Below are 17,590 nucleotides of genomic sequence, written 5' to 3'. Positions count from 1 at the left end.
TTGGCGGCTCGCCGTGTCCGTTCTCGTCCGGGCATGAATGTATTGCCAGAATGGTCGCGAAGCTGCCACTCCCACCCGCGTCTATCACGGTCAATCAAGACGACTTCTAACATTGTCGCAGGCCGCCTTAAGCCGCGTCAGGCGATGCTCGTCGCGGGGCGTTCACGGCACCTAACTCAAGAGGAAAAATGGCCATCGACAGCGTCTCTATCGCGGTCTGCTCTTCGGAAATGCGGCGCTCTAGGTATTGACGCTCAAGCTCGGAGAGCTCCGTTGCGAGCAATTTACGGTAGCGATGGATATTGTTTCGGTGGCACCGCAATAGCACAAAATTTTCGTCGATCATCGTCGTCATTCCTCTGACGGTCGTTCTGCCTATCCTTGAAATATAAGGGCTATGCCCGTCAAAAAATTAGATCAGGCGGGTTAACTGTCAAGACGTCGGACGGCCGTTTTTTAGCGCCGGGGGAGGTTGCTTTGGCCCATTTCGGACGTACCGTAGTGTCCGACTTGAGTCTGGAATGCGTGCAAAAGCGGAAGCCCGCTGCGCTGTGGAGCTAACAATCAGCGCCGAATTTCGCGATCCACTGGACGGACCACAGGGGCGCGCACAACGGGGGCAATACCACCACCGGCCGAGGCCGCAACACGACGCCGGGCCTTACGACGCACCCGGCGGGATAGTCAACGTATTGGCAGTACACTACGGCAGCACTGGCCTTTTCTGCGCTTACGGCTATGAACCCAATGACCAACAGCGTGGATTCTTCTCCGCAAAGGTCGTTGTTCTGCAAGAGGCGTCACATAAGATCGCATCCAGCGGTTGGGCGTTGATTCAGATCAAAGCAGGCCACCACGATCTATCTGCTCGTGACACAGGACCCGTTTCGGACTTGGGAATAGAGGGACATCGGCCCACAATTCTGATACATACCATTTAATTTCCCCGAGCTTGGGGGTGCGTCTTGAGAAGCGAGCACGTAGAGCGGCCGCTGGCCGCGGACGTTCGCGGGCGTCGCAGGTCCGCAGAAATACAGCGGCAAGGGCATGGCGAACTCGCACGGGCGCCTGTCCGTTTTCGCATAGTTGGAAGTACGAGGCCTTGGTCTTTGCGGCTGTACGCGCGGCAATTAGGGCATGCAGCGATGTCCATCGGCCGACGCGTCTGGAGCGACGAGCATGATGTCGATAAAGTTGCCGCTGTGGCTTCGCTTTTTCCTGGTTATCGGCGTCGTCGTCTTTGCGGCAGGCGCATGTCTCCTTGGCTATCGGTACTACACTCGCCCGGTAACGCTGATCGTGGCGGTCGGCTCAATCGACGGCGAGGCTGCCAAGGCAATGTCAGCGATAGCAGGCGAGTTCGTTTCGACGAACGCGCCGGTGCGGCTCAAGGTTATCGACAGCGGCACCGCCCTTGAGGCCGCTAACGCCTTCTCCGCGGGTAAGGTCGATCTCGCCGTGGTTCGCGGCGATGTCGGTGACTTGTCGCAGGCGCAAGCCGTTGTCGTAGTCAGCCATATGGTCGTACTGATCATCGCGCCGCCGGGATCATCCATCGAGAGCATGGGCAACCTGAAGGGACGCACGGTCGGCGTGGTCGGCGGAGTAGCGAACGCGAAAATTGTCGATGTGTTGACCAAGGAATACGATCTGGCGGGCGCCAAAGTTGTATTCAAGAACCTTGCTTTGACGGATGTTCGGCAGGCCATTCAGTCAAAACAGGTCAGTGCCCTGCTTGTCGTGATCCCGCTCGCCGAAAAATACCTCTCACTCGTTCGCGGATTTTTTCAGCTCGACCATAAAATGGTCCCGGTACTGATCCCAATCGGGTCCGCGGGGGCAATTGCAGAGAATGTACGCGCCTTTGAAAGCTTCGACGTCCCGAAGGGCACGCTGCGGGGATCGCCGCCGGTCCCGGAAGATGACCTGACGACCCTGAGGACCTCGCTATACCTGGTTGCGCAAAAGAAGCTCGGCACTGATCTGGTAACAAGCCTCACGGAGGCGATCATGAGCGCGCGCAGGAATCTTCTGCGCGAGCAGCCGATTTTCGCGCAGATCACCGCGCCCAGCACCGACCAGGATGCCTACCTTCCGCTACACCCTGGCGCGGCAGCCGTCTACAACAGCACCACGCAGAGCTTCATGGATGAATACGGCAATTGGATCTATTTGACGCCGATGGTACTGGGTGGCGCCGCCACCTTGCTTGCGGCGGCGTGGAAATTCCTGGGCGTCGGCAACCGCGCAACCGAAGGCCCGCTCGATTCTCTCTATGCCTTGGCGCGCCGGATTCGGAAAGTCGATACAGAGGCTGAACTTTCGGATATCGAAGAAGAAATCGACGGCATTCTAAAGGCGGAGCGCGCCAAATCCGCTGCTGGAGACGAGAGCGCGGTGGATGATGCCACATTGTCCGTGGCAGCCCTCCGGCTGGAGAGCTTGATTCACGACCGACGCATGTTGATCGCTAAGGGACCCGCAGTTGCCTCCGCGGCGTAGGCGACACACCGCGGTCGACGCATCAGGATGCCCCGTCAACGATACGCGGCAGAGACCGAGGCTATGCTCAGGCGAACGAGCTTGAAGCTACGGCCTAAAACTGGATGACTAGCAGAGAGACGGCCGCTGCCTCGCGAGACACAGGTGAATCATGAATGCAATCGCGCTATCGTGCATCACGTTTCTATGCATCTCAGGTGGCGCCCTGCTCGGTATGTTCCTTCCTGGGCATCACCTGAGTACAGATGACAAGGATGTGGTCAGGCTGGGCACGGGCCTTATCGGGACGATAGCCGCGCTTGTCCTCGGCCTGCTGATCGCCTCGGCGAAGAGTTCCTACGACACGCAGAGCGCTCAAGTCACGCAGATGACGAGTAATGTTGTCGTGCTCGACAATCTGCTGGAGCAGTACGGACCGGAGACGAACGACGTCCGCAATCTGTTGCGGCGCAGCATCGTTGTTTTAGCCGAGCGAATGTGGCGCGAGAAAGGTTCCGAGGTTACCAAGGCGCATCCCTTCGAGGCGAGCGCCGCAGGCGACGCATTCTTTGCGAAGCTTCAGCGGCTTTCGCCGCAGAACGAGTCCCAGCGCTCCCTGCAAACCAGTGCCATACAGATCGCCACCGACATTGCGCAAACCCGCCTGCTGCTGTTCGCACAGACGAACAACTCAATCCCTATGCCGTTCCTGGTGGTGTTGATTTTCTGGCTCACCATCATCTTTGGAAGCTTCGGCCTGTTTGCCAAACCCAGCGCAACCGTTTTCGGCTCGCTGTTCGTTTTTGCACTGTCGGCCGCCGGGGCGATCTACCTGGTCCTAGAGCTGGGTCAGCCATTCGCGGGTTTGATGCAAATTTCCAGCGCGCCACTGCGCAACGTCCTCACGCCGCTCAGTCCCTAAGCCATTCGCATGATCGGGGTCGCCGGCCATAGCAAGCCCCGACTGCTATCGCGGTCGTCGCGATCTGCTGCATGGCTTTTCGAATTGATCAAGATGCGCGTTGTGCTGAGATGTCCGAATCTGGCCCTTTTCGGAAGTGCCGCGCTGGATTATCGAAAGTCCGGTGTCGGCGGTGAAGCGGACGTTACGGTTGCGCGTTCCGACTTCCGAGTTTGACCCAAAGCGGACACGGCCCTAGTCGGGGCTCACGTCCGCTATTTCGTCGAAACGGACATTGGGTCGCGACCGGCAACTTCCTGCCGTTCATTCGTCCGGCACCCCGGCCATGCGCATGCCCTCATACACACGCTCGCGGCCGGCGAGATAAGCCGGATGGTCGCTCGCCGCGCGGGCTCGGTAGCGGCGGAGGTTGAAGGTCGGATTGAGCAGAAGGCCCGCCTGCGCGGCGGCCCGCGCCTTGTCTGGTGAGCCCAGCAGCGACAGTGCAGCGGCGAGATAGCAATGCGTGACGGGATGATTGCGGTTGGCCTCGATGCTCCGGCGCAGCCACACAACTGCTTCCACGTCAGCGCCGAGAAACAACTTGGCGAGACCGACAAACATGAACCACCGGTAGGCGTTGGTATCGCGAGGAGAGAGACGAAGCGCCTCGCGGATATGGGCCTCGGTCTCCTCGCCGCGACCGAGAAAAAACTTAGCTAGACCGATGAAGGCATGAGCGTCGGCCAGATTGTGATCCAGTGCTAACGCCCGTTCGCACTCAGCGATACCTTGGACCGGGTTGGTAAATGATTGGACGAGGCCCAAGACGCTATGGGCCTGAGCATGGTTTGGCGCGAGGGACAAGGCCCTCGTTAAGGCGACTTCGGCCGCCGTGAGGTGCGCGATCCAGTCGTCGCGCATAAGATTGGCACCAATCGCCGCATTAACCCGCGCCGAGCCGACAAGCGCCCCGATATTGCCGGGATCAAGCGCCAGGGCTCGGTCAAAAAAGGCTTGGGCTTGCGTCATGTATTCCGCGGTCGTCCCATTGTTCGCGCAAGCCCAGCCCTGGAAATAGAGGTCCATCGCATCGGGATGGATTGAAAGTCCCGCTCGCCGCGCCTCAACCTCAATGAGCTCCGCATTTAGCGTGTTTGCCAGCCGCGATACGACTTCGTCCTGCATATCGAACAGGTCGACGACGGGTTTCTCGAACCGGTCGGCCCACAGGTGATTGCCGGTTTCGACATCGATCAGCTGAACATTCACCCGAAGCCGGTTGCCGCCTCGCTGCACCGACCCTTCAAGCACATAGCGGACATTCAGCTCGCGCCCGACTTTCTCTACATTGACGGCTTTTCCCTTGAAGGTGAAAGCGGTGTTACGCGCGAATACGAATGAGTCACTGATGCGCGAAAGGTCCGTGGTGAGGCTGTCGGTCACGCCATCGGCAAAATAATCCTGCTCGGGATCGCCTCCGAGGTTCGCGAACGGCAGCACGACGATGGAAAGACGCGGCGCGGGAATCGACCTCGTAGCGCCGTCGCGAGTTCCTGAGGCATGTCCATCCGGGGGCACGGCGTCCGACCGACCTGGACCAGCGCTACCCCGAAAGATCTGTCCGCCGGAATCGGCTGTGAGTACCGCATCTGCGGGCCTCTGCACTTCCTGCACCGTTCCAACAAAACGGAAGCCTTTGCGTTGCAGGGTTTTGATTAGACGCTGTTTTACGCCGGAATCGCCGATCGCACTTCGAGCGACATTCAGCCGCGTTGCCAGTGCCGCATCGGACACGACACGGCCGTTCCAGACGGTATTGATGAGGTCGTCCTTACTCACGACCCGTTTCCGATTGCGGATCAGATAATCGAGCAGGTCGAATACCTGAGGAGCAACGGAGACCACGTGTGCTCCGCGGTAAAGCTCGCGAAGGTCGGTGTCGAATGCGTACTCCTCGAAGAGATACCGCAATCTGGCAATTCCTTGGGTGACTTCCCCCGTCGGTCTCTCGCGCCGGTTGCAACGCAAGAATAAGCCGCCGGTGAGGAGAATGTAAGCAGAATGTCAAGAGCCCCCGCCCATGGCCTGATACCGTCCTCTGGGTGGCAGCAATTTGCTCAGGAGACAATTCGTGAGCATGACCAACGGCTTGCCGCGCCGCGCAGCGGCGCCCCGAACCGCGCAAGGTTCAACCAAGGTCGTTCGCTTGAAGGACCGGCAGCAGCGCACCCACGACGCGCGTATTCGAAATGTAGATCCGATGGAGGTCGTCATGGCATCGAGAACCACGCGCCGTTCCTTTATCGCAACCGGCGCAGCCGCTATCGCTTTTTCGTATCATGATCGCGGGTGGACGCAGACTTGGCCATCCAAGCCTATCAAAATCGTTTGCGCCTATCCTGCCGGCGGATTCACAGACTCGCTTGCGCGCATCTACGGCGAATACCTGTCCCAGAAACTCGGCCAGCCGGTTATCGTTGAGAATAAGGCAGGTGCGAGCGGTTCGATCGGTGCAGCGGCGGTGAAGCAGTCGCCGGCAGATGGTTACACACTACTGGTCGCCATCACCGCGACTCTGGCGCAAAGCCGCGTGATCTTTAAGAATTTGCCGTACGACGCCGACAAAGACTTCGCGCTCATTTCGAGTATGTCGGCAGGACATCTGCCATTGGTCGCCTACAAGGCGACGAACGCCACCAGCTTGAAAGAGTTCGTCGAATACGCCCGCAAGAACGCCACGAATGTGGGGACTTTTGGCCCAGGCACGTACCCGCATATTGTCGTTGCAGAGCTCAACAAACAGTATGGGCTGCAGATAAAAGCCGTGCACTACCGCGGCGAAGCGCCGATGTGGCAGGATTTCGCCGCGGGCGTGCTTCAGGCGGCGATGGGGAGCTACGCCAATGCTGTCAACGCGTTGGAATCCGGAGCCGGAAAGGCAATCGCCGTGCAATCGACGAGGCGGAACAGGAAGCTTCCCGACGTTCCCACTTTTATCGAGCAGGGGCTCGACGCCAAGCTCTTTGCTATTGCCGGTTACGTCTTTCTCGCCGGCCCAGTCGGCATGCCGCAGGAAGTCGTAGAGCGCCTTTCCGGCCTGATGGTGGAAGCAAGCAAGACTGATAGAATACTGAAGTGGCTCGACTCGTATGGCATCGAGGAATTCGCTCAAGGACACATCGCGTTCAAGCAGATGTACGATAGCGAAACGCCCACTTTGGTGGCTGCGGTGAGGGCATTGGGGCTGACCGCTGAATAGCGTTCGAATGATGGCGTCCGTGCGTCTTGCAGACGCCGTTTTCGGAAGTGCTGCGCTGGCTATCGAAAGTCCGGTGTCGGGAGTGATGCGGACGTTACGATTGCGCGTTCCGACTTCCGCGTTTGACCCAAAGCGGAAATCACTCGCCCGGTACTCCGCTTAGGTGAAATGTCGTAGCAAGGATGCGCCAGCCGTCGGGGAAGCGAACAAGGTTGTAGGACTGCCGCCATTGCCTTGTGACGCTTCCATCCGGTCGGAGGTTTTTCCACGTTACAGTTCCGAGAGCACTGCGTTCGCCTATAGGAACGGCCACTACATCGTGCAGAGTTCCACTTTCGGCCCCTTCGCGTCGGTAGGTATCGGCCACTCCTTGGAAAAACCGCGCAATCTCGCCACGTGACTGAAAACAATGTATCGACCCGTCACCCCGCATGGTGATGCAGGGAGCGCAGTAGAGTTTGGCGATTTGATCGCCATCCCAGGAGGTGAACGTCTCCATGTATTTGTTGAAGAAGGCAGATATCTCGACTTCAAGCGCATCCGGCATGATTTGCCTCCAGAGCATTCATGTTTTGCGACGAGCAAGCCAATCTGAATTGTCGTGAGTCGCAATGCAGCGCGTGCGAAATTCGGATGGTGACATGCCTTTTAGCCGATCCGCGGTTGGGTCTAACTCCTCGCAACTGGCCAGCTCTACAGTTGCGATCTGATCCGCGGCCAGCCAAGCTAAGATCGGCACTGAACAGCCCATGAGTACGAAGTAGGTCAAGCCAAGAGCGCCAGACCAACGTTCGATGCGGAGTCCAGTCCGATAGACAACAGCCATTCCTAAGCCGAAGCACGCGATCCAAACGGCAAGCCAACAAGCAGAGATCATTCGTCTCTCCCCGCCCGAACAGTTTGCGCAATGTTACCGTTGATGCCCATCTCTCGCCAGAAGACAGTTTGCACCGAAGGGGCAATGCACTTGACCGATTCTGGATGGTTAGGCTCACCCGCCCGTCAGGTGTTGATGGAAACGACGAGGTCATTGAATGAAAAAGGCGGATCGGCGACGTCGCCTATTGGCCCGTAACGGACATCGCGCCGCCCTAAGTCTATGTCGGCTTTTTGACCCAAAGCGGACACTGGGCCTCTTGCGGCAAAGCGGCATTTCAGTTTACCGAGACAAGCTTTAGTCCAATCACGCCTGCTACAATCAAAACAATGCAAAGCAGCCGCGCGGGCGACGCGGAGTCGCCTAACACTGCGATACCTAGAATGGCGGTACCCGCGGCGCCGATGCCGGTCCAGATCGCGTACCCCGTTCCTACTGGAAGTGTCCGGAGCGCGAGTGAGAGAAGAAAGACACTCGACAAGCCGGTAGCAGCCGTGAACAGCCCAGGTATCAGCTGCGTAAACCCTGCAGACCACTTCATGCCGAACGCGAATCCGATTTCGAGAAAGCCGGCGGAGGCCAGCATTATCCATGCCATGTGCGTAAATCCATTCACTCGTCGCCGGCGCTACGGCCGGACGTCGCAGGGTGCGCGCATGGACGAATTTCCATGCGCGAAATGTTGGGTACCTCAAGCCTTGCCGGCGGCAGCGGGAATCGAGCGAAACGAAATTCCCAATCGGTTGAACGCACTCATCAAGCCAATGGCATAGGTGAGGTCAGCGAGCTCCTTGTCGCTGAATTCGCCAGCCGCGGCCTCATAGTCGGCATCGGGAACGCCGGTTTCGGCCACCCGCGTCACGGTTTCTGTCCAGGCCAGCGCAGAGCGTTCGCGATCACTGAAGACTTGCCCCGCGTCGCGCCATACAGGCACCAGCACGAGTTTTTCGACGGCGACGCCAGACTTGAGCAGGTCGCGGGAGTGCATATCGATACAGTAGGCACAGCCGTTGATCTGCGAAACCCGCAGATACACGAGATCGACGAGTTGCTTTGGGAGGCCGCTTTTTTGAAGATAGACATAGACACCCCCGAAAGACTTGAAGCCGTCCGGCGAAGCCTTGGCGTAATCAATGCGCTTGTTCATGATTGAATCCTCATCTGGTTGAAGGATTCCATCGTGCTGTATCTTGGCCTATTCAAGAAGGTCCATGATTGGTCTTTGCAGGTGTGCCATGATTTTGGGCTCCAGCAGATCTCGCACCAGCCGCCGCCGTCACATCAATTTCAAAATGCGTCGTCCGAAATGTTCGACGGTGCGCCGGGAGTCAATATTTGTGAAATTTAGAAGAAGGGCCGAAGCTCCATCGTTGCGTGTCGTCCAGTCCGTGAGTGCTTCCGCGTACAAATTCTGTTCCCGCATACTTGCGACGAGCCGGCGGTCTGATCGATTGCCTCGCAGACGCAAGATCAGGTGCATGCCCCCCGGCTGTGAATCTATTCGTACATATTTTCCCAAAACGCTTTCCAGGCCCGCGGCCGTCGCCTCTCGGCGCTCGGCATAGAGCTTCCTCATCCGCTGGATATGGCGCGCGAAATGTCCTTCGGCGATGAATGCAGTGACGATAGTTTGCGTGAGCCCGGGACAACCCGCTGAAAGGCTTTCAGCGACCTGCTCAAACCGCTCCACCTTCTGTTCCGGCACCACGAGATACGCAAGCCGCATGCCTGGAAAGAGCACCTTGCTGAACGTGCCTGCATAGAGCACCCGCCCATCGCGATCGAGGCTCTTCAACGCAGGGAGTGGGCGGCTGACATAGCGGTATTCGCCATCGTAGTCGTCTTCGATGATCCATGCCTTGTTTCGCGCGGCCCAGTCCAACAGCGCGAGGCGCCGGGGCAACGACAAGGACATGCAGAGCGGGCTCTGATGCGCAGGCGTGACCACCGCTGCGTGCGCCTTGGGCGCCAGCTTGACGGCATCGGAAACAACCATGCCCTCCCCGTCGACCGGCACGGAGACACCTTCGATGCGCATATGGTTGAATATTTCCCCGGTGGGCGGATAACCCGGGTCTTCGAGCCAGACGCGATCACCCGCCTTCAGGAGGGTATAACCAATCAGCTCCACGGTTTGACGATAGCCCGAGGTGACGAACACCTGTGATGGCCGGCAGCTGATCCCCCGCGAAACCTGGAGGTACCTCGCGATTTCCGCACGCAGCAAAGGCAAGCCGTACACGGAAGGATGGATCATGTCAGAAGGCTGCATGGCGCGCACACTGCGCGCGCCAAGGCGCGCCCAAATCTTGCGAGGAAAGGCATCCAGGGCCGGCAAGCCCATCTGGAACGGCAGGATGGAATCCGGACGAAAACTGACAGCGTCGATGTCGGGGATATCCGGCAACGGCACCGGGCTCGCAGTGGGCGTTCGCGGCTTGAGATCCGGGCTTACTATGGTCCCTGCCTGACCGCGTGCCTCGATATACCCCTCGGCGGCCAGCAAGGAATACGCCGTTTCGATGGTACCTCTGGCCAGCCCCAACTCCTTGGTCAGCGCCCGTGCCGAGGGAATACGGTCGCCGGGCTTCAACATTCCATTGGCGATGGCGTCGCGAAACCTATCGTAGATCTGCCGGTAGAACGGTGACGCCGCCGTCGGATCAAGCAACAAGAGGTTTTCGGGCTTCGCGGCACGCATGGCCTGATCCGATCCGTGGATGAACGAAAAACGACTATGCCACAACGGGTCGGATCGGTCTCCACTTCTCGCAGGCCGCAGCGGTCAAGTTCATCGCGCGGTAAATCATGGACCAGTCGCAAAGCTCATTCATGGTCCTTGGATGCAGGCCGCGCGATTGGCTATCGTTCAGTCAGAGTTCAGACAACAGCGATGGAAAGCCAATCATGAAAATACTGCATTTGATTTGCAGCCCCCGCGGGCAGGCATCGGAGAGCTACAGGCTATCTCAAACAATCGTCGGCCATCTGCTGAACAGCGAACCCACGGCAACGGTCATCATTCGACCGATCGGTGGCGCCATCACCGATCTCGATGAAGATTATGCAACTGCTCTTGGCGCGACGGAGCGGTCGTTCGCCGGAACTGTCTCCCGAAGGCTCTATGTCCCGGTCTGAAGAGCTGATCCAGGAGCTTGAGAGCGCCGACTTCGTGGTCATCGCAACTCCGATGCATAACTTCAGCGTGCCTGCCGCTCTCAAGATGTGGATAGATCACGTCGTTCGAGTCCGTCGAACATTCCACGTGACTGCCGAAGGAAAAATAGGTGCGCTACGCGACCGTCCGGTTTTTGTCGCAGTGTCATCGGGCGGAAGATTTTCCGGCGAGCGCACGCATCAGCCCGATTTCATCACGCCGTATCTCAAAGCTATCCTGGGTTCCATTGGGCTGCATGATCTGACGTTCTTCTCCGTTGAAGGGTCGGCCCTTGGTCCCGATGCATTGGTTGAAGCCCGAACCAAGACCGATCAAGCAATGCAGAGGTTCTTCCTCCGTTTCGCGCGCAATTCGATGGCGTTGTTTCAGCAAGCTGTATGAGCGGCCAACGGTCCCCAGGGGCCCAATCCGTATTCTGGGAGAAAAAGCATGATCATCGTCAAAGCCGCTGCCGTACAGATCAGTCCCGTGCTCTATAGCCGGGAAGGTACGGTGCAAAAAGTGGTTCAGAAAATCGCGGAACTCGCCAAACTGGGGGTCCAGTTCGCCACGTTCCCGGAAACGGTGGTGCCATACTATCCCTATTTCTCATTCGTGCAGACTCCTTTCGAGCTCCGAACCGGCAAGGAGCACCCCCGGCTGCTCGATCAGGCCGTAACGGTACCCTCAGCCACCACGGAAGCCATCGGTGAGGCTGCGAGGCAGGCTAGGATGGTGGTGTCGATAGGCGTCAGCGAGCGCGACGGCGGCACGCTCTATAATACGCAATTGTTGTTCGACGCAGACGGTACCTTAGTCCAACGTCGCCGCAAGATCAGTCCCACTTTTCATGAGCGCATGATTTGGGGCCAGGGCGATGGTTCCGGGCTGCGCGCAGTGGATAGTGTCGTCGGCCGTATCGGCCAGTTGGCATGCTGGGAGCATTACAATCCGCTGGCGCGCTACGCCCTGATGGCTGACGGCGAGCAAATCCATTCTGCGATGTATCCGGGTTCATTCGCGGGTGATCGATTTGCCGAGCAGACACAAGTCAATGTCCGCCATCACGCCCTTGAAGCCGGCTGTTTCGTTGTTAGCGCAACGGCGTGGCTAGATGGCGAACAGCAAGCACAGATCATGAAGGACACCGGGTGCAGCATTGGGCCAATCTCCGGCGGCTGCTTCACCGCGATCATCTCGCCAGAAGGTGAATTGATCGGTGAACCCTTGCGTTCTGGTCAAGGCCAGGTGATTGCCGATCTGGATTTCGCGTTAATCGATCGACGCAAGCAACTGATGGACTCGCGCGGCCACTACAGTCGACCGGAACTTCTCAGTCTGGCCATCGATCGCACACCGGCGACCCACTTCCATGAACGCGGTATGCATACCTTGCCGACGATCGCTGATCCAATTGATGAAGATAACGTCAGCGCGGCATAGTGCGGGACGCAATTGCGCGAGGTGTATTCTTTGGACTCCGGGCCGCAAACCCTTTGTGACATCGAATGACGGACTTCCCGCGCTCAATTCGGTACCGGATACGTCCGTTCTTGGCCCTTCCCGGACATGACTGGTCTAGCTGATGATGTCCGCTCACGGCGCTGAAGCGGGCATCAAGCATTCGCAGTTTGAAGTCTGCTTCTGATGGCCCGTCGGCGCACCGCCTTTGTGTACGAGATGGTACATGATTTAGGTGCGATGCGTTGAGAAAAGGCGATTATACCGTTCGCACATATACGGCTGTTGGTGCTTTGATTGTTGTGTGGCGCGTCAACAGCAAAACGCCCCGCCGCGTTATCAGGCGGCAACACACCGGCGTAGCCGGTCTGCCCGAAATACCGCCACTGTCCGCTTCGAGACGACGGCGGGCGCTGAAAGCGAAGGCGACCCTCTGCAAGGTGGCCCCGCCGTCATCGGGCCGTCTTGTATGCCGCTATGGGAAAGAGAAATGAAAGTATCTGCAGCGACGACTGACTCCCAAAATTCGTGCTGAACCCTGCTCGTTAGATTTTTTCGCTGCATAAGGCTCCCACAAGGGGAGAGCAGGATCGAAGCCGATAGCCTTAGCTGACGAAGCGGCCTCGCTCAATTTGAAGGTCAAAAGTCTACCGCCGTTCAACCCTGGTGCGCCACAGGGCATCGAAAGTATTCTTGTGCGTCGGCGCCAGCTCTTCTGAATCTATCGGATCGCTAGGCTTCTCTATGAGGGCGCTTGCAAGCTCTTCAGTGAGACGCGGCTGCGTCGAAACCTGCACAGGCCACTCCAATAATGATTTCGAAAGCATCGGCTTGCCTTCGTACCAGCATTTTCGTCCGTCGATGAGGCGCCAAGACCAATACTCGTGCCGATTTGGTGGCATCGCGGTACTGCATTGTTTCGCCAGCGCAGTTGGCGTTCCCCCTAACAAGAATGTAGCGATGCAAGCGGCCAAAGGAATTAATGGAAATTGTTTCGTCATCTGAGCGCTCAGAGACTACTTCGTTGCTGCAACCGGCTCACTGCAACTATCAAACCGGGCCGCTCAAGAACCTCCACCAACCTGTCGAGGATGCGCTCATTGTCGTGGGGGCGGGGCTGAAGGTATTCGTTCAGTATGCATTGGGCTTCGCTGACGGCCTGAAGAGCCAATTGTTGATCGGTCATTACTGCTTACCTATCGAATGGCTGGAACGTCGCAGCTTCATAGAAGGATAAGAGATCAAGTCGTCTTTTAGACTTATCCCATCAAATTTTATTTCAATGCGGAGCTGTCGCTGTGGATTGGTGCTCCGGTCTGGATGCGAAATTAAGCAACGCGCCGCTAGAGGCTGGCGCTTTAGGCCACGGACACCAAAAATTCAGCGGAAAGCGGTCGGGGGGAACGTTGGTAGCGGTCTCCCGCTACCAATCGGACTATTTTGCACGCCAAACTACGATTTTGTGCGATTTCTTACGCCGGATGGCCGCGAGCTTGGCGTAGGCGTAGCTCAGCCGCGGCACCGATCGCGCGGATCGCATCCTGAACGGCCGTGTCGGTGTTTGTTACGCGCTGGTGCTGCCGCAGGTGCTCAAGCCATGAGGTCACCATGAACGTCTCCAGAAAGCGTCCGCTCTCAGCGGCGTCTTCGAAGACGTCCCAGGAATAAGCGCCGTCGCGTCTTCGCTGTTGTTCCAAGTCTCTGGTAGACACGAGCAAGGGACTACGACGTTCTGGATCGATGTGAGGGGTTAGGATAGCGGCCTCCGCCTCGAGAGACGTGGTGCTCGGACCGTCAGGGGCGATCGCACCACATGATCGTCGTCAGCCATATCGATAGCTTCCGATTGTTCAACTCAATCGCACAACCCGTTGACGTGGAATCGCTCCTGCGCACACTTCACCGCCGGGGCGCGGATCTTGCAGCCTATGACGATCCCGGTGAGGGTTACTCCGACGACGTTGTGTTTCAGCTGCGACACCTCGGCCCACTGCGTTCATAGCGCAACCAGCGAGAGTGCAAGCAGCGACAGTGCCAATGCCGGCGGCATGACCAGGACGCCGAGCCGCAGAAAGCGAAGCGCGCCGACGTGCTCGCCCTCGCGCCGCAGCGCGATCAGCCAAAGGATCGTCGCGAGCGAGCCGGTGACCGACAGATTGGGTCCGAGATCGACACCAATCAGAACGGCGCCGGTGATCTGATGCGACGTCTGCGCGGCTTGCGTCGTGGTCGCCGCGATCAGACCCATCGGCAGGTTGTTGATGAGGTTCGAGGCGATCGCCGTGAAGATGCCGGCGCCCCATGAGGTTACGTGCGGCGACAGCGCGGCGGTTCGCTTGAGCTCTTCGGCGAGCGCCGGCAGCACGCCGGTGCGATTGAGGCCTTCGACCAGGATGAACAGCCCGGCGACGAGAAGCAGGACCGACCACGAGATATCGCGCGCGATCGATAGCGGCGATTTGCGGCTATGCAGGAGAACGATCGCGGTTACTACTGCACCGCAGGCGAAAGTTGGAACTCCAAGATCCCGACCCAAGGCGGATGCGGCGAGCAGCACCACCGCCGTCGTGCCGATGCCGGCCGCGACGATCGCAGCGCCCCTCGTCAGAATGGCTGGCTCTCCGTCGCGCTCATCAACGCCGCCCAACAGGCTCTTGCGCAAGCTGATCCGGAGCATGATGAAGGTCATCGCGATCGCCACGATCGATGGCAGCAGGAAGCAATGCAACCACTCCGGCAGCGTCGGCATCCGCGCGCCGAACAGCACGAGGTTGGCCGGGTTCGAGATCGGCAGCACAAAGCTGGCGGCATTGGCGATGAACGCGCAGACGAGCAGATACGGCAACGGCTCGACCTTCGCGGTACGGGTCGCGGCATAGACCGCAGGCGTAAGCACGACCGCGGTGGCATCGTTCGACAGGAAGATGGTGACCAGCGTACCGACCGCATAAACGATCGAGAACAGCCGGGATGCCGAGTTGCGCGAATGCCTGACGGCCTGTTCGGCGAGCCACTCGAACAGGCCTTCCTTCCGTGCGACCTCGGCCAGCAGCATCATGCCGATCAGAAAAAAATAAACGTCGGTGCCTTTCCCTGCGGCTGCGACGGCATCCCGCCATGGCAACAGGTCGAAGGCGATCAGCAAGACGGCGCCGGTCACCGCCCAGATGTATTCCGGCAGATTCCATGGACGGGCGATGACGCCCAGGGTCGCAAGACCCGCGATTCCCCAGGTCGCGGCGTTTGAAGCGAACATCAGGCGACACCCGGGACCTGCGAGGCAATTCCGTTCGATACGCGCCGGGGTTTCGTCGCACAGGCGGGTTTCAGCAATGGAGCGAAGACGCTCCACAGCGCGACCGAGATCACCGCGAAACCGCCGAGGATGAGGAACATCGGCCCATAGCCGAACTCTTGCGCGATCCAGCCGCCGATCGCCGGACTCAGCGAAGCTCCGATGCCCTGCACTGTCATCACCGCGCCCTGGCCTGCGTTGATCCGCCCGGTACCATCGAGGATCCGCGCAACGAGACCTGGCACTGCGACGCTCTGCAAGCCCGCCCCAACCCCATCGAGAATCTGCACTGGATAAACACCCCATTTGTTCAAGAGCCCGGCGGCGACGATACTCCGGATTGGCAAGGCCATGAACGACACCAACAGGACCAGCCAGTAACCTTCCTTTTCGGCCATCCGCATCGCAACCAGCGAGGTCAGGATCATAGTGCCCTGGGCAATGACGATTGTTATGGCGACAAAGCTCGCCGGATCGGCCTGCTTGTTGGCGACGACCGCCAAGCCGTAGAGCGGCAGCATCGCCGCATTGCCGAGGTGAAAGAACAGCAACGCTGCGGCGAGGATCAGCAACGGCTTCGACTCGACCAGAACCTGCAACCCGCTGGCGGGCCTGTCGTCGTTGCCCTCGCGTTCGAGCCCGCGCGCTACGTCGTCGTCGATGGACGCGCTCGGGATCATCAGCACGGAAATGATGGAGAGGACGCCGAAGACTGCGGCGAGCCAGAACACCGCCGTGAAGCCGTACACCCAGCCGGTGAATCCGGACAGCCCGGCACCGACCATGTTGCCGGCGTGGTTGAAGGCCTGGTTGCGGCCGTTCTGCCGATTGAAGCCGGCCTGGCGGACGATGCCCAGCGTGATGCCGGCGACGGCCGGGCCGATCGCGGCGCCCGCGATCGCGGTTGCGACCTGAGAGGCGGCCACCAGCCAGAATTCCTGCGACAGTAGCACGATGCCGGACGCAATGACGGTGCAGATGCCGGGGATGATGACGAACAGCTTCTTGCTGCGCGTGGCGTCGATCAGTGCCCCTGCTGGCGTCGTCATCAGCATCCCGGCGATGCAGCCTGCCGTCATCACCGTTCCGATCCAGCCGCTCTGCCAGCCGTGCGCGAGCAGAAACACGCCCAGGAACGGGCCGATGCCGGCCTGCATGTCTGCCATGAAGAAGTTCAGCGCGAGCAGCGGACGCAGCGCGCCATCTCGATTTGCCTTGTGTGTGGTCACCGGCGCTCCTCCTCAAAAACGCGAAAGGAGGAAGATGCTGGCCGGCACGAGCCGCACTGTAGTTTTATCAGTGGAATCGACACGTTGCATCCCGATGCTTGATTGACGATCTGCCCGCTCAATGAGGCCCTCAATAGACCCCCGAGCCGGTTGAGTTCCGGCTCGGGTCCGTTTTCCTTCGACCATTGCAGACCACGGTTGGTCAGAGCGGCATCAGTCGCCCCCCTTGAGCGTTAAGCAGCTTCGTGTCCGCTGCCGACCAGCTTGGCCTTCCGAATCCGGCCGCCCAATTCGACGTGCAGTTCGTAGGTCTCGCCGTTTCGCTGGCCCTCGATTTCGAAGTGCTTGGGCTTGCGACGGGGCGTGCCGACCGGCTCGAACCCGGCCGCGCGCGCGGCCTCGATCGCCGTGGCGAGGTCCGCGGACTCGTGATGGCCGTGATCGGGCTTCCTCTTGTGCTGGATCGTCACGCTCTCGCGGCCGCAGGTGAAACGCGTCACCCTGAGCTCGGAGGGCTTCTGTTCGCCTTCCAGCTCGACGTCGGCTCCGATCCGGAGCTTGACGAGGTCCGCTCCGTGCGGCGTGAGATCGGCAAGCACCGCACCCTTCGCGGTCTGAACCACGAAGCGGTGCGCGAACACGTGCACGATCTTGCCGGATAACTTGATCTGGTCTTCGGACATCCTGGTCTCCTGATATTCATCCATTCATCATTCGCTCACAGCGCTTTGGGCCCCGGAGGTGGCGGCGGGGGCGGTACATCGGCCCGCGGTGGCGGAGAAGCCGCAGGCGGCGGTGGCGGGGGTGCATCCGACCGCGGCGGCGGCGCTCCAGGAGGCGGTGGCGGCGGCGCGTCCGCCCGGGGCGGCGGAGGTGGCGCCCCGCGGGGCGGACGCGGCGGAGGACCGAAGGCTTCCGCCCTGCCGT

General features: G+C 59.5%; 18 protein-coding genes. 7 read left to right on the top strand and 11 right to left on the bottom strand.

What is annotated here, in order from left to right; all coding sequences use genetic code 11:
* Window positions 1-127: 127 nt before the first annotated feature.
* Window positions 128-346 (bottom strand): hypothetical protein, encoded by a 219-nt coding sequence (locus G6P99_RS40985; RefSeq protein ID WP_035976424.1) that lies wholly within the window; start codon window positions 344-346, stop codon window positions 128-130.
* 833 nt (window positions 347-1,179) lie between these two features.
* On the opposite strand from G6P99_RS40985, the gene G6P99_RS40975 reads away from it, so the two are divergent.
* Together G6P99_RS40975 and G6P99_RS40970 are read left to right on the top strand one after the other, a co-directional pair.
* Window positions 1,180-2,502: a TAXI family TRAP transporter solute-binding subunit gene (locus G6P99_RS40975; protein WP_029079121.1), complete on the top strand. Its 1,323-nt coding sequence runs from the start codon at window positions 1,180-1,182 to the stop codon at window positions 2,500-2,502.
* A gap of 151 nt (window positions 2,503-2,653) precedes the next feature.
* Window positions 2,654-3,403, top strand: coding sequence for a DUF4239 domain-containing protein (locus tag G6P99_RS40970; RefSeq protein WP_029079120.1), 750 nt, complete (start codon window positions 2,654-2,656; stop codon window positions 3,401-3,403).
* Between the two features lie 303 nt (window positions 3,404-3,706).
* On the opposite strand, the gene G6P99_RS40965 is transcribed toward G6P99_RS40970, so the two are convergent.
* Window positions 3,707-5,356 (bottom strand): winged helix-turn-helix domain-containing tetratricopeptide repeat protein, encoded by a 1,650-nt coding sequence (locus tag G6P99_RS40965; protein ID WP_165126231.1) that lies wholly within the window; start codon window positions 5,354-5,356, stop codon window positions 3,707-3,709.
* A gap of 166 nt (window positions 5,357-5,522) precedes the next feature.
* Between G6P99_RS40965 and G6P99_RS40960 the strand changes: the two genes are divergently transcribed.
* A complete protein-coding gene (locus tag G6P99_RS40960) occupies window positions 5,523-6,644 on the top strand; it encodes a Bug family tripartite tricarboxylate transporter substrate binding protein (protein ID WP_246709816.1) in 1,122 nt (373 codons plus the stop codon).
* A gap of 139 nt (window positions 6,645-6,783) precedes the next feature.
* Here G6P99_RS40960 and G6P99_RS40955 read toward each other — a convergent pair whose 3' ends face one another.
* From G6P99_RS40955 to G6P99_RS40940, 4 genes are all read right to left on the bottom strand, one after another.
* The gene (locus G6P99_RS40955) at window positions 6,784-7,191 is read right to left on the bottom strand and encodes a nuclear transport factor 2 family protein (RefSeq protein WP_165126228.1); all 408 of its coding nucleotides are present in this window, start codon (window positions 7,189-7,191) and stop codon (window positions 6,784-6,786) included.
* Between the two features lie 607 nt (window positions 7,192-7,798).
* Complete coding sequence (locus G6P99_RS40950; protein WP_029085561.1) at window positions 7,799-8,119, bottom strand: DMT family transporter; 321 nt, start codon at window positions 8,117-8,119, stop codon at window positions 7,799-7,801.
* 93 nt (window positions 8,120-8,212) lie between these two features.
* Window positions 8,213-8,668 carry a carboxymuconolactone decarboxylase family protein gene (locus G6P99_RS40945; protein WP_029085562.1) on the bottom strand — a complete coding sequence of 152 codons (456 nt, stop codon included), beginning with the start codon at window positions 8,666-8,668 and terminating at the stop codon, window positions 8,213-8,215.
* A 129-nt stretch (window positions 8,669-8,797) separates the two neighbouring features.
* Entirely contained in the window at window positions 8,798-10,222 is a 1,425-nt protein-coding gene (locus G6P99_RS40940; protein ID WP_029085563.1) for a PLP-dependent aminotransferase family protein, read from the bottom strand.
* Between the two features lie 206 nt (window positions 10,223-10,428).
* Between G6P99_RS40940 and G6P99_RS40935 the strand changes: the two genes are divergently transcribed.
* The 3 genes from G6P99_RS40935 to G6P99_RS40925 are packed head-to-tail and all read left to right on the top strand — an operon-like array spanning window position 10,429 to window position 12,121.
* Window positions 10,429-10,659: an NAD(P)H-dependent oxidoreductase gene (locus tag G6P99_RS40935; RefSeq protein ID WP_256434744.1), complete on the top strand. Its 231-nt coding sequence runs from the start codon at window positions 10,429-10,431 to the stop codon at window positions 10,657-10,659.
* Window positions 10,646-11,080, top strand: a complete 435-nt coding sequence (locus tag G6P99_RS40930) for an FMN-dependent NADH-azoreductase (RefSeq protein ID WP_256434743.1) — start codon at window positions 10,646-10,648, stop codon at window positions 11,078-11,080. Before G6P99_RS40935 ends, G6P99_RS40930 begins: the two co-directional genes overlap by 14 nt.
* Before the next feature lie 48 nt (window positions 11,081-11,128).
* Window positions 11,129-12,121 (top strand): nitrilase-related carbon-nitrogen hydrolase, encoded by a 993-nt coding sequence (locus tag G6P99_RS40925; protein ID WP_029085565.1) that lies wholly within the window; start codon window positions 11,129-11,131, stop codon window positions 12,119-12,121.
* A gap of 665 nt (window positions 12,122-12,786) precedes the next feature.
* Here the strand turns inward: G6P99_RS40925 and G6P99_RS40920 are convergent.
* The gene (locus G6P99_RS40920; protein WP_245284985.1) at window positions 12,787-13,140 is read right to left on the bottom strand and encodes a hypothetical protein; all 354 of its coding nucleotides are present in this window, start codon (window positions 13,138-13,140) and stop codon (window positions 12,787-12,789) included.
* A gap of 23 nt (window positions 13,141-13,163) precedes the next feature.
* Here G6P99_RS40920 and G6P99_RS40915 point away from each other — a divergent pair, with 23 nt between their 5' ends.
* Window positions 13,164-13,376 carry a hypothetical protein gene (locus G6P99_RS40915; RefSeq protein WP_029085566.1) on the top strand — a complete coding sequence of 71 codons (213 nt, stop codon included), beginning with the start codon at window positions 13,164-13,166 and terminating at the stop codon, window positions 13,374-13,376.
* A gap of 235 nt (window positions 13,377-13,611) precedes the next feature.
* Here the strand turns inward: G6P99_RS40915 and G6P99_RS40910 are convergent, their stop codons facing one another.
* From G6P99_RS40910 to G6P99_RS40895, 4 genes are all read right to left on the bottom strand, one after another.
* Complete coding sequence (locus G6P99_RS40910; protein WP_414645605.1) at window positions 13,612-13,851, bottom strand: MFS transporter; 240 nt, start codon at window positions 13,849-13,851, stop codon at window positions 13,612-13,614.
* Between the two features lie 284 nt (window positions 13,852-14,135).
* Complete coding sequence (locus G6P99_RS40905) at window positions 14,136-15,395, bottom strand: arsenic transporter (RefSeq protein WP_165126225.1); 1,260 nt, start codon at window positions 15,393-15,395, stop codon at window positions 14,136-14,138.
* On the bottom strand, window positions 15,395-16,600 hold the full coding sequence (locus tag G6P99_RS40900; RefSeq protein WP_165129180.1) for an MFS transporter: 1,206 nt from the start codon (window positions 16,598-16,600) through the stop codon (window positions 15,395-15,397). Before G6P99_RS40900 ends, G6P99_RS40905 begins: the two co-directional genes overlap by 1 nt.
* Window positions 16,601-16,896: 296 nt before the next feature.
* Complete coding sequence (locus G6P99_RS40895; RefSeq protein WP_165126222.1) at window positions 16,897-17,346, bottom strand: hypothetical protein; 450 nt, start codon at window positions 17,344-17,346, stop codon at window positions 16,897-16,899.
* Window positions 17,347-17,590 lie beyond the last annotated feature (244 nt).

Origin of the sequence: Bradyrhizobium sp. 6(2017), assembly GCF_011058295.2 — a bacterium.
Taxonomy (GTDB): Bacteria; Pseudomonadota; Alphaproteobacteria; order Rhizobiales; family Xanthobacteraceae; genus Bradyrhizobium; species Bradyrhizobium septentrionale.
Note: the sequence above shows the minus strand (reverse complement) of the source record. Positions and strands in the feature narration are given on the sequence as shown.

Bases quoted from the DNA above. Each gene is read 5' to 3' on its own strand.
- G6P99_RS40985 (WP_035976424.1), bottom strand. From the start codon at position 346: ATGATCGACGAAAATTTTGTGCTATTGCGGTGCCACCGAAACAATATC.
- G6P99_RS40975 (WP_029079121.1), top strand. From the start codon at position 1,180: ATGATGTCGATAAAGTTGCCGCTGTGGCTTCGCTTTTTCCTGGTTATC.
- G6P99_RS40970 (WP_029079120.1), top strand. From the start codon at position 2,654: ATGAATGCAATCGCGCTATCGTGCATCACGTTTCTATGCATCTCAGGT.
- G6P99_RS40960 (WP_246709816.1), top strand. From the start codon at position 5,523: ATGACCAACGGCTTGCCGCGCCGCGCAGCGGCGCCCCGAACCGCGCAA.
- G6P99_RS40955 (WP_165126228.1), bottom strand. From the start codon at position 7,191: ATGCCGGATGCGCTTGAAGTCGAGATATCTGCCTTCTTCAACAAATAC.
- G6P99_RS40950 (WP_029085561.1), bottom strand. From the start codon at position 8,119: ATGGCATGGATAATGCTGGCCTCCGCCGGCTTTCTCGAAATCGGATTC.
- G6P99_RS40945 (WP_029085562.1), bottom strand. From the start codon at position 8,668: ATGAACAAGCGCATTGATTACGCCAAGGCTTCGCCGGACGGCTTCAAG.
- G6P99_RS40940 (WP_029085563.1), bottom strand. From the start codon at position 10,222: ATGCGTGCCGCGAAGCCCGAAAACCTCTTGTTGCTTGATCCGACGGCG.
- G6P99_RS40935 (WP_256434744.1), top strand. From the start codon at position 10,429: ATGAAAATACTGCATTTGATTTGCAGCCCCCGCGGGCAGGCATCGGAG.
- G6P99_RS40930 (WP_256434743.1), top strand. From the start codon at position 10,646: ATGTCCCGGTCTGAAGAGCTGATCCAGGAGCTTGAGAGCGCCGACTTC.
- G6P99_RS40925 (WP_029085565.1), top strand. From the start codon at position 11,129: ATGATCATCGTCAAAGCCGCTGCCGTACAGATCAGTCCCGTGCTCTAT.
- G6P99_RS40920 (WP_245284985.1), bottom strand. From the start codon at position 13,140: ATGACGAAACAATTTCCATTAATTCCTTTGGCCGCTTGCATCGCTACA.
- G6P99_RS40905 (WP_165126225.1), bottom strand. From the start codon at position 15,395: ATGTTCGCTTCAAACGCCGCGACCTGGGGAATCGCGGGTCTTGCGACC.
- G6P99_RS40900 (WP_165129180.1), bottom strand. From the start codon at position 16,600: ATGGCAGACATGCAGGCCGGCATCGGCCCGTTCCTGGGCGTGTTTCTG.
- G6P99_RS40895 (WP_165126222.1), bottom strand. From the start codon at position 17,346: ATGTCCGAAGACCAGATCAAGTTATCCGGCAAGATCGTGCACGTGTTC.